This is a genomic window from Burkholderia pulmonis (assembly GCF_984667975.1).
The window spans coordinates 625022-642075 of record NZ_OZ480188.1 but is presented as its reverse complement, the minus strand read 5'-3'; the positions used below and the strand labels follow the sequence as shown (position 1 = coordinate 642075).

The 17054-nt window shown below is 62.2% G+C and carries 16 protein-coding genes; 12 read left to right on the top strand and 4 right to left on the bottom strand.

Features of this window, described 5'->3' with window-relative positions; all coding sequences use genetic code 11:
• Window positions 1-64 precede the first annotated feature (64 nt).
• Window positions 65-289 (top strand): hypothetical protein, encoded by a 225-nt coding sequence (locus AC5LXK_RS34435; protein ID WP_493394109.1) that lies wholly within the window; start codon window positions 65-67, stop codon window positions 287-289.
• A gap of 249 nt (window positions 290-538) precedes the next feature.
• Here the strand turns inward: AC5LXK_RS34435 and AC5LXK_RS34430 are convergent, their stop codons facing one another.
• Together AC5LXK_RS34430 and AC5LXK_RS34425 are read right to left on the bottom strand one after the other, a co-directional pair.
• Window positions 539-1783 carry an MFS transporter gene (locus AC5LXK_RS34430; RefSeq protein WP_493394108.1) on the bottom strand — a complete coding sequence of 415 codons (1245 nt, stop codon included), beginning with the start codon at window positions 1781-1783 and terminating at the stop codon, window positions 539-541.
• A gap of 4 nt (window positions 1784-1787) precedes the next feature.
• Window positions 1788-2528: an MBL fold metallo-hydrolase gene (locus AC5LXK_RS34425; RefSeq protein WP_493394107.1), complete on the bottom strand. Its 741-nt coding sequence runs from the start codon at window positions 2526-2528 to the stop codon at window positions 1788-1790.
• A 71-nt stretch (window positions 2529-2599) separates the two neighbouring features.
• On the opposite strand from AC5LXK_RS34425, the gene AC5LXK_RS34420 reads away from it, so the two are divergent.
• Both AC5LXK_RS34420 and AC5LXK_RS34415 read left to right on the top strand, forming a co-directional pair.
• Window positions 2600-3274, top strand: coding sequence for an ArsR/SmtB family transcription factor (locus AC5LXK_RS34420; RefSeq protein WP_493394106.1), 675 nt, complete (start codon window positions 2600-2602; stop codon window positions 3272-3274).
• Between the two features lie 31 nt (window positions 3275-3305).
• Window positions 3306-3647: a rhodanese-like domain-containing protein gene (locus tag AC5LXK_RS34415; protein ID WP_493394105.1), complete on the top strand. Its 342-nt coding sequence runs from the start codon at window positions 3306-3308 to the stop codon at window positions 3645-3647.
• Between the two features lie 15 nt (window positions 3648-3662).
• Here the strand turns inward: AC5LXK_RS34415 and AC5LXK_RS34410 are convergent, their stop codons facing one another.
• A complete protein-coding gene (locus AC5LXK_RS34410; RefSeq protein WP_493394104.1) occupies window positions 3663-4202 on the bottom strand; it encodes a prolyl-tRNA synthetase associated domain-containing protein in 540 nt (179 codons plus the stop codon).
• Window positions 4199-5413, bottom strand: coding sequence for an MFS transporter (locus AC5LXK_RS34405; RefSeq protein WP_493394103.1), 1215 nt, complete (start codon window positions 5411-5413; stop codon window positions 4199-4201). Before AC5LXK_RS34405 ends, AC5LXK_RS34410 begins: the two co-directional genes overlap by 4 nt.
• A 366-nt stretch (window positions 5414-5779) precedes the next feature.
• Here AC5LXK_RS34405 and AC5LXK_RS34400 point away from each other — a divergent pair, with 366 nt between their 5' ends.
• From AC5LXK_RS34400 to AC5LXK_RS34360, 9 genes are all read left to right on the top strand, one after another.
• Window positions 5780-6706 carry a LysR family transcriptional regulator gene (locus AC5LXK_RS34400; RefSeq protein ID WP_493395079.1) on the top strand — a complete coding sequence of 309 codons (927 nt, stop codon included), beginning with the start codon at window positions 5780-5782 and terminating at the stop codon, window positions 6704-6706.
• Between the two features lie 711 nt (window positions 6707-7417).
• Window positions 7418-7786, top strand: a complete 369-nt coding sequence (locus AC5LXK_RS34395; RefSeq protein WP_493395078.1) for a hypothetical protein — start codon at window positions 7418-7420, stop codon at window positions 7784-7786.
• 92 nt (window positions 7787-7878) lie between these two features.
• A complete protein-coding gene (locus AC5LXK_RS34390) occupies window positions 7879-9171 on the top strand; it encodes a TolC family protein (protein WP_493395077.1) in 1293 nt (430 codons plus the stop codon).
• A gap of 11 nt (window positions 9172-9182) precedes the next feature.
• Complete coding sequence (locus AC5LXK_RS34385; protein WP_493395076.1) at window positions 9183-10712, top strand: efflux RND transporter periplasmic adaptor subunit; 1530 nt, start codon at window positions 9183-9185, stop codon at window positions 10710-10712.
• Window positions 10709-13915: an efflux RND transporter permease subunit gene (locus tag AC5LXK_RS34380; protein WP_493395075.1), complete on the top strand. Its 3207-nt coding sequence runs from the start codon at window positions 10709-10711 to the stop codon at window positions 13913-13915. Before AC5LXK_RS34385 ends, AC5LXK_RS34380 begins: the two co-directional genes overlap by 4 nt.
• A complete protein-coding gene (locus AC5LXK_RS34375) occupies window positions 13912-14262 on the top strand; it encodes a copper-binding protein (protein WP_493395074.1) in 351 nt (116 codons plus the stop codon). Before AC5LXK_RS34380 ends, AC5LXK_RS34375 begins: the two co-directional genes overlap by 4 nt.
• 70 nt (window positions 14263-14332) lie before the next feature.
• Window positions 14333-16186 carry a protein-disulfide reductase DsbD gene (dsbD, locus tag AC5LXK_RS34370; protein WP_493395073.1) on the top strand — a complete coding sequence of 618 codons (1854 nt, stop codon included), beginning with the start codon at window positions 14333-14335 and terminating at the stop codon, window positions 16184-16186.
• Between the two features lie 69 nt (window positions 16187-16255).
• Window positions 16256-16618 (top strand): hypothetical protein, encoded by a 363-nt coding sequence (locus AC5LXK_RS34365; RefSeq protein ID WP_493395072.1) that lies wholly within the window; start codon window positions 16256-16258, stop codon window positions 16616-16618.
• A 125-nt stretch (window positions 16619-16743) separates the two neighbouring features.
• Complete coding sequence (locus tag AC5LXK_RS34360; protein ID WP_493395071.1) at window positions 16744-17037, top strand: hypothetical protein; 294 nt, start codon at window positions 16744-16746, stop codon at window positions 17035-17037.
• Window positions 17038-17054: the final 17 nt, after the last annotated feature.

The following is a 17054-nucleotide window of genomic DNA, read 5'->3' as shown; positions in this document are numbered from 1 at the left end:
AGCCGAACCAACAGTCTTATCGATGTGTCCCTGCACCATCAACAAGAAATTGTCAGGGGTGAGCATGGATGATCGCTACGTTACGATTGAACAAGAACTGGCACATGTAAAAAGTGCCCTTCAAACGCTTTCTAAGAAACGCGAGGAGTTTCCGCTCGGGGCGGTCATTGGCGACCCCGCATATTGGCGTGCGAGACTTCAGTCGATTCGCGTTCGGGCCGAACGTTACAACCACCTGAAGCTCCGCGATCGTGCGGATGAACTGCTCGTCGAGGTTTCGAAGCTGTAGTGTCGGCATCCCTTGATGCTGCGGCGCGAGCGCTGAATCTGGCCAACATGGCGTAGGTGGCAATGCAGGTTTTGTATCGGCGCGGTGTCAGGCAAGGCGCCGATACTGCGGCATCAGCGGCGGCTGTTATGTGAACCGTCCGATCCGGTCGCCGATCGAAGGAGGGCTTCAAATTCGACCGGATCGATGCTGCGTATGCGTCAGGGCCGCGATGTTTTACTTGCTACCACGACAGCAATGCACGGAAAGTCAGTGGCGTTCCCGCATGACGACCGCGACGACGATACCCGACGCAAACGTGACGATCGCGATCGAGAGGATCGCATCGGCAAAGCCGAAGCGATCGGCGATGAGGCCGGCCGACAGCGCACCGATCGCATAGCCGAGATCGCGCCAGAAGCGGTAAACGCTCAGTGATCGAGCTCGCCAGGCCGGCTCGGATGCATCCGAAACCGCCGCAATCAAACTTGGATAAACCATCGCGGTGCCGATCCCGAGCAGCACGCTTGCCGTCAGCCACCAGCCGAACTGCCCGGTCGACGCGGTCACAAACAGGCCGACAGCCTGCACCCACATGCCGGCGACGATCAAGCCCTTGCGCCCCCATCGGTCGCTCAACGGTCCGGTCACGACTTGAAAGACACCCCATACGATCGGATACACAGCTTTCAGGATGCCGATCCTCTCGATACCGAGACCAAGCCCGGTGAAAAACAGCGGAAGGATGCCCCAGCTCATGCCGTCGTTCAGGTTGTTGACAAGCCCTGCCTGGGATGCAGCGAACAGATTGCGATCCTTCAAGGACGTCAGCAAAAAAATCTCGCGGAACGACAGCGGTGACGTTGCCTTTGCCTTGCCGCCCGCTTCCAGGCGAACGTGCTCGCGCGTGTCGCGCACGACGAGGATCGACAGGATCAGGCCGGCAATTGCATAGAACACGCCGAGGTAGATCGGCACGGGCCGCAAGCCGTAGCGGCTTGCGAGGTAGCCAGTCAGGAACGCGGTCAACCCGACTGCAAAATAGCCGACGAATTCATTGAGGCCAACCGCGAGTCCGCGTCCCTTCGGTCCCACGAGATCCACTTTCATCAGTACGGTCATTGACCACGCAAAGCCTTGACTGACGCCAAGCAGTACGTTGGCGGCAACCACCCATTCCCAACCGGGTGCGGCAATGATCATGAAGGGGACCGGCAGCGCCAGCAGCCAGCCGATGACGAGAACCCGCTTGCGGCCCCATGTGTCGGCCAGTTGTCCGGAAACGAGGTTGGCGAGGGCCTTGACCAGCCCGAAGCTGACGATGAACGATGTAATTGTCGTCGTGGATGCGATGTGGAATGTTTCAGAGCCGATCAACGGCACCACGGTTCGCTCGATGCCGACCATACCGCCGACAAACGCGTTGATCAGCACGAGCAGCGAGAACTGCCGCCAGTTTGCCTTGAGGCCGAGCCGGATCGAGGAGCCGGCCGGCGAAATGATTGTGCCGGTCATGCAATCAGGCTCCCGTGGTATCGCGACCGGCATTAGTCATACGCAGGCGTCCAGCGTCGGGCAGAGCAGTCGGTACGTCGCTCAGCATGAAGCGAACGAATTCATCCTCGCTCCCGATGCGAAACGCCTTGTTGTGACGCTTCTCGAAGCCGAGCGTCGAAACCGGATTCGCGCTGAGGCTGCGTCCGCACGCCGAGCCGGCATAAGCGCCGGGCAAAATTTCCAGGTAGTCGGGGAGCGCCCTCAGCTTCTGCACGCTGCGGTACAGGTCTTTCGCACCATCTTCGGCGTTCGCGGCCAATTCGGTTCGCCCGAGGTCGCCGATCATCAGCGTATGCCCGGACAGAAGGAGCCACGGCTCATCGGCGCGTGTGCGATCCGTCACCAACAGGCAGATGTGCTCCGGCGTATGACCGGGCGTATGAAGTACCTCGATCACGACATTGCCGAGCCGGAGTTCGTCGCCATCCTCGACGCCCTTGAAGGGCAGCAAGACATCAGCTCCGGCGAACAACACGTATTCGGCGCCGGCTGCGTCAGCAAGTGCGCGGCCGGTGGACAGATGATCCGCATGCAAGTGGGTGTCGATCACGTACCGGATTTTCATTCCGGACGCTTCGGCAGCGTGCAGATAGGTGTCGGGCCCGGCGACAGGATCGACCACGGCACCCGCGGCATGGCCGACGCAGCCCAGCAAGTACGAAATGCCGACCGGGTCGGAATGAAGGAATTGGCGAAGGATCATCGGATTGCTCCAGATGGATGTGGGTGATAACATTCAATCAATGTCGAGAATGATTTACCGAAGAGAGCGTCATGTCAAGTCCGGGACCGAAGCAAGCAATCTATGAAAGCCTCGCCGCCGTGGCGCAGGCGATCGGCCATCCGAACCGGCTCGAGTTGCTGGAGCATCTGGCGCAACGCGAACGATTTGTCGAGGAACTGACTGCGTTGTCGGGCATGAACTTCGCGAACACCTCGCGGCACCTTCAGATTCTTCGGCGAGCACGCCTGGTCGACGCGGAGCGGCGAGGCAAACATGTCGTGTATCGCCTTGCCGGCAACAACGAGGTGGTGGGGTTGATGAAGGCGCTCGGTCGAGTGGGCGAGCGCAACGTCGCCGAGATCAATCGCGTGTTTGGCGACTATTTCCACGCCAGGGATTCGATGGAGGCCGTGACACGAGGTGAATTGGCGGAGCGGATCGCGGCCGATCTCGTAACGGTGCTGGATGTTCGGCCGGAGGACGAGTTTGCGCAGGGGCATCTGCCGGGCGCACTCAATATTCCACTGGCCGAACTGGAAGCGCGTCTGAGCGAATTACCCGCCGGTACGGAAATCGTCGCGTATTGCCGCGGTCCGTATTGCGTACTGGCGTTCGAGGCGGTCGCCGCGTTGCGCTCAAGAGGCTTCAGGGCAGTGCGCCTCGAAGATGGATTTCCCGAATGGAAAGCCGCAGGGCTCACGGTCGAGGCCGGGGCCCGCGCCTGAGCACCTGTTGATAGACGGGGAACGGAAAATCATGGCTGAATCGAAGCAACACACGCCGGCAATCGATCCGCAGGCGCTGCGCGATCGCGTCAGCAGCGGCGAGGCGATTGTCATCGTCGACGTCCGGTCGCCGGAAGAGTTCGCAGCAGCGCACGTCGAGGGCGCCATCAACATCCCTGAGGATCAACTGTCGGCTCTAGCCGGCGACTTTCCGTCCGACGCGAACATCGTGACCGCCTGCAATCTGGGCGGCTCACGATCCTGCCGCGCGGCCGAGCAACTGCGTGACCTCGGCTTTGGCAATGCGGCCGCGCTGAGCGGTGGATTGCGCGGTTGGCTTGAAGGCGATGCTGCCGCGGACGACGTGACGTAAGTGCAGAAGCCGCGTTCAGGCGGACGCGGCCAGGTCGAAGTCGACGACGATCGGCTCGTGACCGCACGAGCGAATAAAGCGCATGAGATGATCGGGGCGCAACCCCGTGCTCTCCGTGTTGACGAGCGGGTGAAAATTGACGAGGTCGGCACCCAGCAGTGACGCGTCGATTACTGCGGTGACGGCTTGCGCCACATCGTTGATGAGGCCGAGCGGCGTCAGCGCACCGGGCATTACGCCCAGGTATTCGATCACGCGTTCGCTCGACGCGAAACCGAGTTGCCCCCGGGCACCCAGCCGCTTGTGAAGCGTCTTGAGATCGATGGCGCGATCTTCGTGAATCGAAAGCAGGAAGTGGCGGCTTTTCTTGTCCTTGAGCAGCAGGTTCTTGGTGAACGTGCCGGCCATGGCACCTCGCAACGCCTTGCCTTCCTCGACCGTTCGGTGTGCAGGATAGGGAACAGTGGGCGCGTCGATTCCCAGTTCGGCAAAGCGGTTGAATAGCCGGCCCCGCGCGACGTGGGCCAACGGCTCTGCATTCGTATCGCCTGTCACGTCGACGTCCTTTCGAGGGTTTCGACTTCACGATTGCGGCGCCGGGACTGAATGCCGAACCACACCAGCGCGAGCGCGGCGATCCCGAGCCATGGCAACAGCAATCCATTGAGCGTTTGCCATCCGAACGTCTGCAGCAGGCCGCCGGCGCTGAACGAACAGGCAAGGCCGACCGCGAAGATCGTCATGTCGTTCGTCGCCTGGGCGCGGCTTTTTTCGGCCGCGCTGTAGGTTGTCGTGAGCAGCGCCGTGCCGCCGATGAAAAGAAAATTCCAGCCGACGCCCAGCAAGACGAGTGCGCTCGCGAACGAACTGAAGCCCGTTCCGGTCCACGTCATCAGTACATGGCCCGTCAACAGCACAACACCCATGAACATGATGCGCAGCGCACCAAAACGCGCGATCAGCGATCCGGTAACGAAGGACGGCAGGAACATGCCGAGGACGTGAAACTGGATGACGGTCGCGGCCGTAGACAACGCGTGATGGTGGTGAACCATCGCGATCGGCGTGGCCGTCATCGCCAGGATCATCACGCCGTAGCCGGTCGCCGCGCCGAACAGTGCGACCAGGTAGGCGGGTTGGGAGACGATGTGCCGCCAGCGGCGACCTTCTCTGATATCGACATGATCCGTGCGCGCATCGGGCATGCGCAGGCAAAGCAACACGCCGGCGGCGATCAAGGACACCAGCGACAGGATCAGGAAAGAGCCGACATAGAGCGGCTGCAGCAATGGTCCACCAAAGCGGCCGAGTGACGGTCCGAGCAGGGCCGCAACGATGCCGCCGCCGAGCACCAGTGAGATCGCGCGAGGCCGGAAGGCATCGTCGGCGACCTCGCTGGCGGCGAAGCGGTAGAACTGCGCGAATGCCTGATACGACCCGACGAGAAAGGTCCCGAGCGCCAGCACCGGAAGAGACGCCAGCCAGACGCCGAATGCAGCGACCAGCCCACCCGCGATGCCAAGGATGGCGCCAAGTACGAAGCCCGCGCGGCGTCCGACCTTCGCCATCCACGCGGAAGCAGGGAACATGGCGGTCGCCGTTCCGAGGAACATGGCCGCGATCGGCGTGGTCGCCAACTCGGGACGTCCCGCGATCTGGCTGCCGGCCAGGCCACCGACCGTCATGACGAGGACCGACGCCGTTTGAAACAGCGCCTGTGCAGTCGCGAGAAGAAACACCTGACGGTGCATGGGTCTGCCGGTCATCGGCCATCCTTTGGAGAGTGTTCGTGCAATGAGCACCCAGCGGCGCCGGGCGGGAGCCGGCACTCGTGTCGGCTCTGCTGGTCCGACGGCATGGGCGAGGGTTGCGGGGAAGTATGAGGATCGCTTGATCATTAATCGAACGAATAATTTTCGTGTAAGCGACAGTATTTTTAATAGACGCGGTGCGTTGTGCGCCCGTGTGTCGGTACTTCCTTCCCGCCGTTCGCGCTTTGTGACGCATGTGGCTGAGCGTAGCGGGGCAAGTCTTGCGCGGAAGGGAGGGAGGCGAGCAGCGGTGATTGCAATATCACCAGCTATACTCTATTAATCAATCGACGCCGTTCTCATCAAACTTGAATTTTTATAATGGATCGCATTCCAATCGATGTCCGGCATTTGCAGACGCTGATGGCGCTGCGCGACAGTGGTAGCGTGTCGCGCGCAGCAGTGTCGTTGCGCCTGACGCAAGGCGCGCTATCGCACCAGATCAAGGCGCTGGAGGATTTTTACGGTGTCCCGCTGTTTGTGCGTAAATCATCGCCCGTCGTCTTTACCCCAGCGGGCAAGCGATTGCTCGAGGCGGCTGATCAGGTCGTCCCGATCCTGAATCAGACCACGAGAGATCTGCATCGGATGGCATCGGGCGCGGTCGGTACATTAAGGATCGCGATCGAATGTCACACGTGCTTCGATTGGCTTATGCCGGCACTCGATGCGTTCCGGGTCCGATGGCCTGAGATCGATCTTGATCTGGTGTCAGGCTACCAGTCTGATCCGATCGGATTGCTGCACCAGGACAAGGCAGATCTGGCGATCGTCTCGTGCAACGAAGCCGAGGAGTCCGTTCGCTACCATCCGCTTTTCCGCTTTCCGTTGGTCGCGCTCGTGGCCAACGAGCACCCGCTCGCAAAGAAGGCGTATCTCGATGCCGAGGACTTCCGGAACGAGACGTTAATTACGTATCCGCTGGCGGATGACGTGCTGGACATCTTCCAACAATTGCTGAAGCCGGCCGGCATCTACCCGTCGCGTCGAACAACAGAATTGACGGTAGCCATCCTGATGCTTGTCGCAACGCGACGGGGGATAGCCGTTCTACCGCGATGGGCGGTCAGCACCTATCTCGACAGGCAGTACGTTACTGCTCGGCCGATTACAGCTACGGGGCTGACGGCCGAGCTCTGGTCGGCGACGCTCCCGCGTCACGATAGAACGCCTTTCATCGCCGAATTCATTGAGCTGATGCGGGAGATGAGCGTGGCAACGCTCCCCGGGATCCAACTATTCGGATAGTTGGGGGCCTCTATCGCTACGTTTTACCGGCATAGACGGGGCTAGCCACGACAACGGCTAGCGCTCCGCCCCCCAAACAATATTTAATCAGGTCAGTCACTTCCTGACGGGTCTTATTTCTTCCTCAACACTTCTTTGTCGAGCCACGACCGGCGGTCTCGCGCACTCACCGGTCTTCAGCAGCCCGTGTTGTCTCGATAATTTAAATTATCTTCGATTGCAAATTTTCAGCCATAGCAAATGCGGTTTTATAAGGTTTGAAATGCATAGAATAATTCGCAAAGCTTGCCTCGATACAAGCGTCCCGTCCTGTCGTCGAGTCAGTCAAACGGTTCCGCTCCACCATCCTTGCGATGCCTTGCCGACGCCGGCCAGCGGTACCCACTTCCGCCAAATCGTATTGCTCCGCACGCTGCGCGTGCTGAATGCGCCCGAGGAGGGAAGGTGGTGGTGCGCGCGAGCCGGGCCAAGATCGCGGCCCGACTGCTCGACGTGGACGCCTTGACTCACACACTCAGGCGGTGGAGGCACTATTGCGCCCGGACGGACGTGGTACGAGCGAGGCGACGGAGAATGGCTCACCACGCGACGGTGTTCCACCTCATGTCGACGCCAGATGTGAAAACCTGAAAGAGGCGCGCGCAAGCCTACGTAAAAATCCCAGTTGGAAGCAGCCCATCGTCTGGAGATTGCCACGCTATAATTCACGCCATGAAACTGCTTCGGACCGTCATCCTCTTGCTGCTCTGCGCGGTGCTGCCCATCAGTGGGCTGGCAGCCAGCGGCTTGACTGGCGAGTGTCCGATGCAGCAAACCATGTCAATGAACACAGACTCGAGCATGTCCGCGGACATGCCCGGCTGTGACTCAATGCAGTTGACGTCGACCGGCAAAGCCAAGGCCAAGGGCATGTTCTGCAAGATCACCGCCCAATGCCAGTTCGGGAGCCTGTACCATCCGGCCGCTCGCGCCGATGTCACCCGCCCGGCAGCGCTCGTCCGTCCGGTTACCTTCCACTACGCAGATTCTCTTCAGGTTCGCGACCCGAATGGGTTGTGGCGACCTCCGCGTCTCGTCTAATCCCAAGCTGACAGGTTCACCGCACGCGCGGTGAGGTTCGTCCTATGCCAGGACGTGGAATCCCTATGGGATTTCGCCGTTGGGGTTAGAACATGCCATTCATTTTCGGCACGCCGCTGGGTCGGCGTGTTCCTTGGCGCGCGCATACGCTTTTTGCCGCGCTGCTAATTACGGGCGTTGCTCACGCCCAGCAAACACCTTTCACGCTCGACGCTGCATTGCAATCGGCGAGCGATCATTCCGCCTCGATGCAGGCGGCGCAGGCGTCCGTGCGCGCCAGCTCGGAAGCGGCCGTCAAAGCCGGCCAGTTGCCCGACCCGATGCTCAAGGTCGGCATCGACAACCTGCCGATTAACGGTGCCCAGCGCTTCACCATCGGACAGGATTTCATGACGATGCGGCGCATCGGCATCGAACAGGAATGGGTGTCCGGCGACAAGCGGCGGCTGCGCTCGACACTCGCGAGCGAAATGGTCGGTCGTGAGCATGCCAGCTATCTGATCCAGCTCGCAAATGTCCGGCAGCAAACCGCGACGGCGTGGCTGAGCGCTGTCTACGCAAAGCAAGCGATCGCGCTTCAGCAGGAATTGCTGGACCACATGACGCACGAACTGTCGGCCACGAAGGCGTCCTACCGTGGCGCGAAGGCGAGCGCGGCTGACGTGATTCAAGCCCAAGCCATGCTGGCGCAGACCCGGGACCAAGTATTGAAGGCGCAGCAGACCTATCGGATTGCACTGATCGGCCTGTCTCGCTGGACGGCAGTGCCTGCTTCCGACGTGACGGGTGCGCCGCCAGCACCGGAATCATTCGTGTCGTCGTTGCCGCCGGACGAACTGCGTCTTTCCCAGCCGGCGCTAGTGGCCGCAGCCGATGATATCGCGGTCGCAGAAGCGGATGCCGCAGTCGCCAGCAGCGACCGCAGACCAAACTGGACATGGGAGGTCGCATACCAGCAACGCGGCGGTGGCAACTCTAACATGGCGTCAGTGGGTGTGAGCATCCCGTTGCCGCTGAACCGCAAGAACCGCCAGAACCGCGACGTCGCCGAAAAAGCCGAACTCGCAACCAAAGCGCGCCTGACGTACGAGGACACGCTGCGACAGGTGCAGGCCGACATTCGCAGCCAGTCCGCCATCCTGGCCAGCGGCCGTGAACGCATTGCCGGCCTGAGTCAATCGCTGCTGCCGGCGGCCGATCAACGCGTCGGGCTCGCGAACGCAGCCTATCGCGCAGGCACGGGGTCGCTCGCGGACACGTTCGCCGCCCGGCGCGCGCAGCTGGAGGCGCAATTGCAGGTGCTCGACCTCAAACGCGAGGTCTCGCAAACGTGGGCTCAACTCGAATATCAAGTCGTGCCGTCCACGATGGCCGCTGCTCAGTGAGGAAGAACAACATGACCAACAAACCACTGGTGCGCGCCGTTCTGATCGTGTTCGCCGGCGCCGCCCTGCTCGGGGCAGGCTACGTCATCGGCACACGCCACGCGTCGAGCGGCGCCGTGGCTGCACCCACGGCCACCGCCGCGACCGGCGACAAGATCGACCCGAAGACCGGCAGGAAGGTGCTGTACTGGCACGACCCGATGGTGCCGAACCAGCATTTCGACAAGCCGGGCAAATCGCCCTTCATGGACATGCAGCTCGAACCGGTTTACGCGGATGACGGTGGCGGTTCGTCCGGCATCAGGATCGACCCGGGTCTGCAGCAGAACTTCGGTATCCGCTACGCGACCGTTCGCCGGCAGGACACGACGGGCGGATTCGACGCCGTCGGCACGACGCAGTTCGACGAGTCGCGCTCGGACGTCGTTCAATCTCGCGTGACCGGCTATATCGACCGCCTGTATGCCGGCGCACCGATGCAGCGCATCGCCAGGGGCGCGCCGATCGCGTCGCTGTTCGTGCCGGACTGGCTCGCGCCGCAAGAGGAGTACCTCGCGCTCAAACGCGGCGGAATGGACGGCAGCCTGCTCGACGCGTCACGTGCGCGCATGCGTGCGCTGTCGATTCCCAACGGCTTGATCGCCAGCCTCGACCGGACCGGCAAAGCGCAGACGCATGTTGTACTGACGTCCCCCGAAACGGGCGTCGTGAGTGAGCTGAACGTCAGGGACGGCGCGATGGTGGCGCCGGGGCAGACGCTCGCGAAAGTCTCCGGCTTGTCGAAGCTCTGGCTCATCGTCGAAATCCCGGAAGCGCTCGCAACGAGCGTGCAGGCCGGCATGACGGTCGACGCGACGTTCTCGGGCGACCCGACGCAGCATTTCACCGGGCGCATTCGCGAGATCCTGCCGGGCATCAGCACCAGCAGCCGTACACTCCAGGCGCGCCTGGAAATCGACAACAGTGCGCTCAGGCTGACGCCGGGCATGCTGATGCGCGTGCGCGTCGGCGGTCAGAAGGCCGTGTCGCGGCTGCTCGTGCCGTCCGAAGCGGTCATCACGACCGGCAAGCGCTCGATCGTCATCGTGAAGAACGGCGACGGTCGCCTGCAGCCCGCATCGGTAACGGTCGGCAACGACATCGGCAACGAGACCGAAGTGCTGAGCGGTCTGAACGACGGCGATACCGTCGTCGCGTCCGGCCAGTTCCTGATCGATTCCGAGGCCAGCCTGAAGTCCGTGCTACCACGCCTGCAAGACGGCAGCGGAGTGACTGCGGCCGCATCGGCGTCCGCGCCTGCCGCGGCTACGCGAACCTACGAGACCAACGGCAAGGTCGAAAAGGTGACCGCGGCGGACATCACGTTCTCGCACCAGCCCGTGCCCGCACTTGGCTGGGGCGCGATGACGATGACGTTCAACAAGCCGACGCCGAATGCCTTTCCGGACGTAAAGGCCGGACAGACCGTGCATTTCGTCTTCAAGCAGACGGATGACGGCTACCAGTTGACCCAGGTTGACCCGGCCGGGGGTACCCAATGATCGCGCACCTCATACGCTGGTCTATTCGCAACCGGTTCATGGTGTTGCTCGCGACGCTGCTCGTTGCGGCGTGGGGCGTCTACTCGCTCAAGGAGACGCCACTCGATGCGTTGCCCGACCTGTCGGACACGCAGGTGATCATCAAGGCGTCGTATCCGGGCAAGGCACCGCAGGTGATCGAGGATCAGGTCACGTATCCGCTCACGACGACCTTGCTCGGCGTACCGGGCGCGAAGACCATCCGCGCGTACTCGTCGTTCGGTGACGCGTTCGTCTACGTGCTGTTCGATGACAAGACCGATCAATATTGGGCGCGCTCGCGCGTGCTGGAGTACTTGAATCAGGTGCAAAGCGGCCTCCCGCAGGGAGCGACCGTGTCGCTCGGCCCGGATGCGACCGGTGTCGGCTGGGTGTACGAGTATGCGCTCGTCGATCGCACCGGACAGCATGATCTTGGGCAGTTGCGCGCGCTCAACGACTGGTTCCTGAAGTTCGAGCTCAAGGCCGTGCCGGATGTGTCCGAGGTTGCCAGCATCGGCGGGATGGTGCGTCAGTATCAAGTGGTGCTGGATCCGGACAAGCTGCGCGCGTACGGCATAACACAGGCGATGGTGGCCGATGCGCTCGGCAAGGCCAATCAGGCGTCGGGCGGCTCGGTGGTCGAACTCGCCGAGTCGGAATACATGGTGCGCTCGTCCGGCTACCTGCGCACGCTCGACGACTTCCGCAACGTCGTGCTGCGCACGAACGACGCGGGCACCCCGGTGCTGCTCAGCGACGTCGCACGTATCCAGATCGGCCCGGAGATGCGGCGCGGCATTGCCGAACTCAATGGCGAGGGAGAAGTCGCGGGGGGCGTCATCGTCATGCGCTCGGGCAAGAACGCGTTGACGACCATCGACGCGGTCAAAGCCAAACTTGCGGACCTGAAACGCTCGTTGCCGCCTGGCGTCGAAGTCGTCACGACTTACGACCGCTCGCAGCTCATTGAACGCGCCGTGGACAACCTGAAGGACAAGCTGATCGAGGAATTCATCATCGTCGGGCTCGTCTGCGCGGTGTTCCTGTTCCATCTGCGCAGCGCGTTCGTTGCGATCCTGTCGCTGCCGCTCGGGGTGCTGGCCGCATTCATCGTGATGCGCTACCAGGGCGTGAACGCGAACCTGATGTCGCTGGGCGGGATCGCGATCGCCATCGGCGCGATGATCGACGCGGCCATCGTGATGATCGAGAACGCGCACAAGCACCTGGAGGCATATGAGCACGCGCATCCCGGCATGCCGATCTCGGCCGCGCCCCGCTGGGAACTCATCGCGACGTCCGCGGCGGAAGTCGGGCCGGCGCTGTTCTTCTCGCTGCTGATCATCACGCTGTCGTTCATTCCAGTGTTCTCGCTCGAGGGCCAAGAGGGCAAGCTGTTCTCGCCGCTCGCCTTCACGAAAACCTACACGATTGCCGCTGCTGCGGGGCTGTCGGTGACGCTGGTGCCGGTGCTGATGGGGTACCTGATCCGCGGACGCATTCCGCATGAGAACGCGAATCCCATCAACCGCGTGCTGATCCGGCTGTACCGGCCGCTACTCGACGGAACACTGAGACGCCCCTGGCTCGCCATTGGCCTGGCAGCCGTGGCACTGCTGTTGACCGCGATCCCGGTTTCGCGTCTTGGTGGCGAATTCATGCCGCCGCTCGACGAAGGCGATTTGCTGTACATGCCGACTGCACTACCGGGCATTTCGGCTCAAAAGGCTTCCGAGCTGCTGCAGCAGACCGACCGTCTCATCAAGACGGTGCCCGAGGTGGCAACCGTATTCGGCAAGTCCGGCCGCGCCGACACGGCCACCGACCCGGCGCCGCTGGAGATGTTCGAGACGACGATCCAGTTCAAGCCCCGCAGCCAGTGGCGGCCCGGCATGACGCCGGAGAAGCTGGTCGACGAGCTGGACCGGACTGTCAAGGTGCCGGGCCTGTCGAATGTGTGGGTGCCGCCGATCCGCAACCGGCTCGACATGCTGTCCACCGGCATCAAGACGCCGGTCGGGGTCAAGATCTCCGGCCCGGACCTGATGCAGATCGACACGATCGCGACGCAGGTCGAAGCCGCCGTGAAGCCTGTTCCGGGCGTGACCTCCGCACTGGCGGAGCGTCTGAACGGCGGCCGGTACATCGACGTCGACATCGACCGGCTCGCGGCTGCGCGATACGGCCTGTCGGTCGCGGACATTCAGTCCGTCGTGTCGTCAGCCGTTGGCGGAGAGAATGTCGGCGAGGTCATCGCGGGGCGCGAGCGCTTCCCGATCAACATCCGATATCCGCGCGAAGTTCGCGATTCGCTCGAGAAGCTGCGGCAGTTGCCGGTCGTCACGGATCGCGGCGCGCAAATCCAGCTCGGCGACGTCGCGCATGTGACGATCGCCGACGGGCCGCCGATGATCCGCAGCGAGAACGCACGGCTGTCAGGCTATGTGTACGTCGATATCCGCAATACGGATCTTCAGTCGGCCGTTCAGGCGATGAAGAAGGCCGTTGCGCAACAGGTCACGCTGCCGCCCGGTTATTCGATTGCCTGGTCGGGACAGTTCGAGTACCTGGAGCGGGCTGCGGCCAAGCTGCGCACGGTCATTCCGGTCACGCTCGTCGTCATCTTCGTGCTGTTGTTCCTGACGTTCAATTCCGCAGCGGACGCGCTGCTGCTGATGTCGACCGTGCCGTTCGCGCTCGTCGGCGGGTTCTGGCTCATCTGGGTGCTGGGGCACGCGGTTTCCGTCGCGACGTCGGTCGGCTTCATCGCACTCGCCGGCGTGGCGGCCGAATTCGGCGTCGTGATGCTGCTGTACCTGAAAGGTGCGTTGAACCGCCGGCTGGAGGCCGGCGAGCCATTGACCGAGGCATTGCTGTTCGATGCGATTCGCGAGGGCGCCGTGCTGCGCGTGCGGCCCAAGGCAATGACAGTTGCCGTCGTGCTCGCGGGCCTCATTCCCATCATGGTCGGGCATGGCGCCGGCTCCGAAGTCATGCAACGCATTGCCGCGCCGATGGTGGGCGGCATGATCACCGCACCGTTGCTTTCGATGTTCGTTATTCCCGCGGCCTGGTTTCTGCTGCAGCGCCGTCGCGCGCGACAGCTGGACCTGTCTCGGACCTACCATGCAGTTCCATGCGGCATGCAAGTGCCTTCTACCCAACCTGGAGAAACGCAATGAAGAAGCTGTTTGTTACCACTATCGCTGTCTGTGCAATCGGCGCATTTGCCGCCCCGGCTTTCGCCGGCGACGACATGTCCGGCAAGAGCATGTCGATGAAACCGTCCGCTACGTCGTCGAATGCGGCACTGACCGCCGCGGAAGTGAAGAAAGTCGATCCCGCCACGGGGATGATCACGCTCAAGCACGGCGAATTCGCCAATATCGGCATGGCCGCGATGACGATGGCCTACAAGGCCAAGGATGCAGCGATGGTCAAGCAGGCTCACGAAGGTGACAAGGTGAAGGTGCGCGTCGAGGACGTCAACGGCACGCTAACGATCGTGAAGCTGGTGAAGCAATCCTGACGATGTAATGAAACGCGCGCGGGCTCACCCTCCTGGGCGACCTGCGCGATCGGAGCAAAGGAGGACAACGATGCGAACCACAAGACGCCAGCCTTCGGCACGCGTGGGACGAATTGCCGACGTACTCCAGCATGTGCTGCGTGGTACCGTTGCCTTCTTGTTCGCCCTGATTTCACTTGCGGCACATGCAGTTGTCGACGCGGACCTGCTGCCGCCTGAGCGCGCTTTTCCGCTGGCTGTATCGCTCGGCGCCCCACAGCGAGTCGACCTCGAATTCAAGACGCATCCCGGCTATTACCTCTATCGAGACCGCTTCGATTTTGCTGTCGACGGTGTGCCGGTCAAGCCTCGCCAGATGCCGCCCGGCGAATTGAAAGACGATCCGACGTTTGGCAAGGTGACGGTCTATCATCAGCCGGTCAGCATTCCGATTGCGCTACCGCACACTATCACCACAAGCATCGTTCTTTCCGTGACATCGCAGGGTTGCGCGGACGTTGGCGTCTGCTACCCACCGCAGACAAGGCACTTTCGGATCACCGCGAATGGCGTCATTACGCCCGTTTCGGCCGGCGACAAGGCGCCGAAGGCGGAAACCGGCATCGCGGATACCGGGAACGTGTCGGAGCCTACGGTGTTCGGCATGCCACTGCGGCCCGCAAACGGAATTTCCTGGCTCGAGCTCGGCGGATTTCTGCTTGCCGGATTGCTCATGGCGGGCACGGTATGCATGTACCCGTTGATACCGATCGTCACGAGCGTCATCAGCGGCCGGCAGGCGACCACGCTGTGGCGCGGGTTCGCATTGTCATTTGCCTACGTCCAGGGCCTGGCGCTGACCTACGCGGCAGCGGGAACGCTCGCCGCACTGGCCGGCATTCCGCTGGTCGCACTGACGCAGCGGCCTTGGGTGCTCGCGGCGTTCGGCTTGCTTCTGGTTCTAATGGCGTTCGGCATGTTCGGTCTATTCCGCCTGCAACTGCCGACTTGGTGGCAAAGCCATGTCGCGACCTGGAGCAATCGGCTGCCCGGCGGCCGCGTCGGGCCTGTTTTCGCGATGGGCGCACTCTCGGCACTGATTGTTGGCCCGTGCTCGACACCGGTCCTGGCGGGCGCGCTCCTCTACATCGCAAACAGCCAGGATATCGTCGGCGGCGCACTGGCGCTGTATGTGATGGGATTCGGCATCGGCCTGCCGCTGCTGGCAGTGGGGACCTTCGGCGCGCACGTGCTGCCGAAGTCGGGGCGCTGGATGCTTGCGGTGCGCAATGGGCTCGGCGTCATGCTGCTCATCGCCGCCTTGTGGTTCGTCTACTCGCTGATGCCAACCTGGCTGCTAATGGTTCTCGTCGGCCTGCTGCTGGCCAGCTGTGGGATGATGCTTCGGGCCATCGACCCGCTGCCTCATGACGCGCCCGGCATTTCGCGCGTCGGGAAGGCGGTCGGCATCTTGCTGCTGGTCGCTGGCGTCGCGGAGTTCATCGGCATCGCGTCGGGGAACTTCGACGTGATCGCGCCACTTGGCGGCGTCATGCAGACATCGTCGACCAAACGAAGCGAATCCGCTGTCCGGTTCCAGCCGGTGCACTCCAATGCCGAGTTGGACGAAGCGCTGGCTTCGGCGAACGGCCAGCCTGTGATGGTGGATTTTTATGCGGACTGGTGCATCACCTGCAAGGAACTCGAGCGCTTCACGTTCAGTGACCCGCGGGTCGCGAATGAGCTTACTCGGTGGAAATTGCTGCGCATCGACGTGACACACAACACTGCCGAGGATACCGCCATGTTGCGACGATTCGGCCTGTTCGGACCGCCTGCGCTGATTTTCTACGACAGAAGTGGCCGGCAGCAGCCCGACGCGCAGCTGGCGGGCTTCATCGGCGCCGACGGGTTCCTGGCTCACTTGCAGCGGTGGGGACAATAACGTGACGCGACGCAATCGTTCATGTGTCGTCGGTAGCAGTCGGGCTGAGCGACGCCTATACTGGAAATCATGAAATTCTGGGTCAGAATCATCGCCTGTTTCCTGATCGCGTGGCTACCGATGCTCGGGTACCCGGCGCAGGCGGTGGTGTGTCCCGAGATGTCTACGATGTCTGTCCAGCTGCATCACGTGAAAGCTGAAGAGTCGTCGAGGCCGATGGGATGCATGACGGTCGCCAAGCATGATGCTGCCAGCGCCCAGTCGCCCGCTTGTCATGGAAATATGGCCAGCGCTGCATGCGGCATGCCGGCCATACCCGTCTCGCACCTCACCGCCTTCGTTCCTGCTGCCCCTATCTATCGGGCCATCACTCCCACCTTTGGCGAGCAGTTCATCCCTGAGCTTCCGGCGCCTCCGCCGCGTTCGCTGTAACTCCCCTCGTTGACACCTTTCGAGTGGTCTCGCGCCACGGATCGCGCATGCTCGCGGCCGATGTACGCGACTCGAATGGTCTCGCATTTCTCGCTTGAATCGTTGAATCGAACATGGAGAGTCACATGAACGCAAGTCTCGTACGGACCGTCGTCGTTTCCGCATTGCTCGTCACCGCTAGCGCTGTGAGTTTCGCGGCCGCGGGGTCCAACCCAGGCCATTCCAAGCAAGACCCACAACAGGGTCAAGGCTCGATGATGATGGGTATGGGTGGAATGATGGGCAGTTGCCCGATGATGGGCGCAAGCGCCGGCATGGACCCGAAAACCGCAATGCGAATGCATGCGGAAATGATGCGGGCCATGAGCGACATCATGCTCAAGTATTCCGACCAGGCTGGATCGGCTCCATCAAAGTAATGGAGTCCAAACCGACA

What these genes read in the sequence shown, in the direction of transcription:
- AC5LXK_RS34405 (WP_493394103.1), bottom strand. Translation starts at nt 5,413, where the DNA reads ATGACCGGCAGACCCATGCACCGTCAGGTGTTTCTTCTCGCGACTGCA.
- AC5LXK_RS34395 (WP_493395078.1), top strand. Translation starts at nt 7,418, where the DNA reads ATGAAACTGCTTCGGACCGTCATCCTCTTGCTGCTCTGCGCGGTGCTG.
- AC5LXK_RS34385 (WP_493395076.1), top strand. Translation starts at nt 9,183, where the DNA reads ATGACCAACAAACCACTGGTGCGCGCCGTTCTGATCGTGTTCGCCGGC.
- AC5LXK_RS34390 (WP_493395077.1), top strand. Translation starts at nt 7,879, where the DNA reads ATGCCATTCATTTTCGGCACGCCGCTGGGTCGGCGTGTTCCTTGGCGC.
- AC5LXK_RS34360 (WP_493395071.1), top strand. Translation starts at nt 16,744, where the DNA reads ATGAACGCAAGTCTCGTACGGACCGTCGTCGTTTCCGCATTGCTCGTC.
- AC5LXK_RS34375 (WP_493395074.1), top strand. Translation starts at nt 13,912, where the DNA reads ATGAAGAAGCTGTTTGTTACCACTATCGCTGTCTGTGCAATCGGCGCA.
- AC5LXK_RS34365 (WP_493395072.1), top strand. Translation starts at nt 16,256, where the DNA reads ATGAAATTCTGGGTCAGAATCATCGCCTGTTTCCTGATCGCGTGGCTA.
- dsbD (WP_493395073.1), top strand. Translation starts at nt 14,333, where the DNA reads ATGCGAACCACAAGACGCCAGCCTTCGGCACGCGTGGGACGAATTGCC.
- AC5LXK_RS34420 (WP_493394106.1), top strand. Translation starts at nt 2,600, where the DNA reads ATGTCAAGTCCGGGACCGAAGCAAGCAATCTATGAAAGCCTCGCCGCC.
- AC5LXK_RS34415 (WP_493394105.1), top strand. Translation starts at nt 3,306, where the DNA reads ATGGCTGAATCGAAGCAACACACGCCGGCAATCGATCCGCAGGCGCTG.
- AC5LXK_RS34425 (WP_493394107.1), bottom strand. Translation starts at nt 2,528, where the DNA reads ATGATCCTTCGCCAATTCCTTCATTCCGACCCGGTCGGCATTTCGTAC.
- AC5LXK_RS34435 (WP_493394109.1), top strand. Translation starts at nt 65, where the DNA reads ATGGATGATCGCTACGTTACGATTGAACAAGAACTGGCACATGTAAAA.
- AC5LXK_RS34430 (WP_493394108.1), bottom strand. Translation starts at nt 1,783, where the DNA reads ATGACCGGCACAATCATTTCGCCGGCCGGCTCCTCGATCCGGCTCGGC.
- AC5LXK_RS34400 (WP_493395079.1), top strand. Translation starts at nt 5,780, where the DNA reads ATGGATCGCATTCCAATCGATGTCCGGCATTTGCAGACGCTGATGGCG.
- AC5LXK_RS34380 (WP_493395075.1), top strand. Translation starts at nt 10,709, where the DNA reads ATGATCGCGCACCTCATACGCTGGTCTATTCGCAACCGGTTCATGGTG.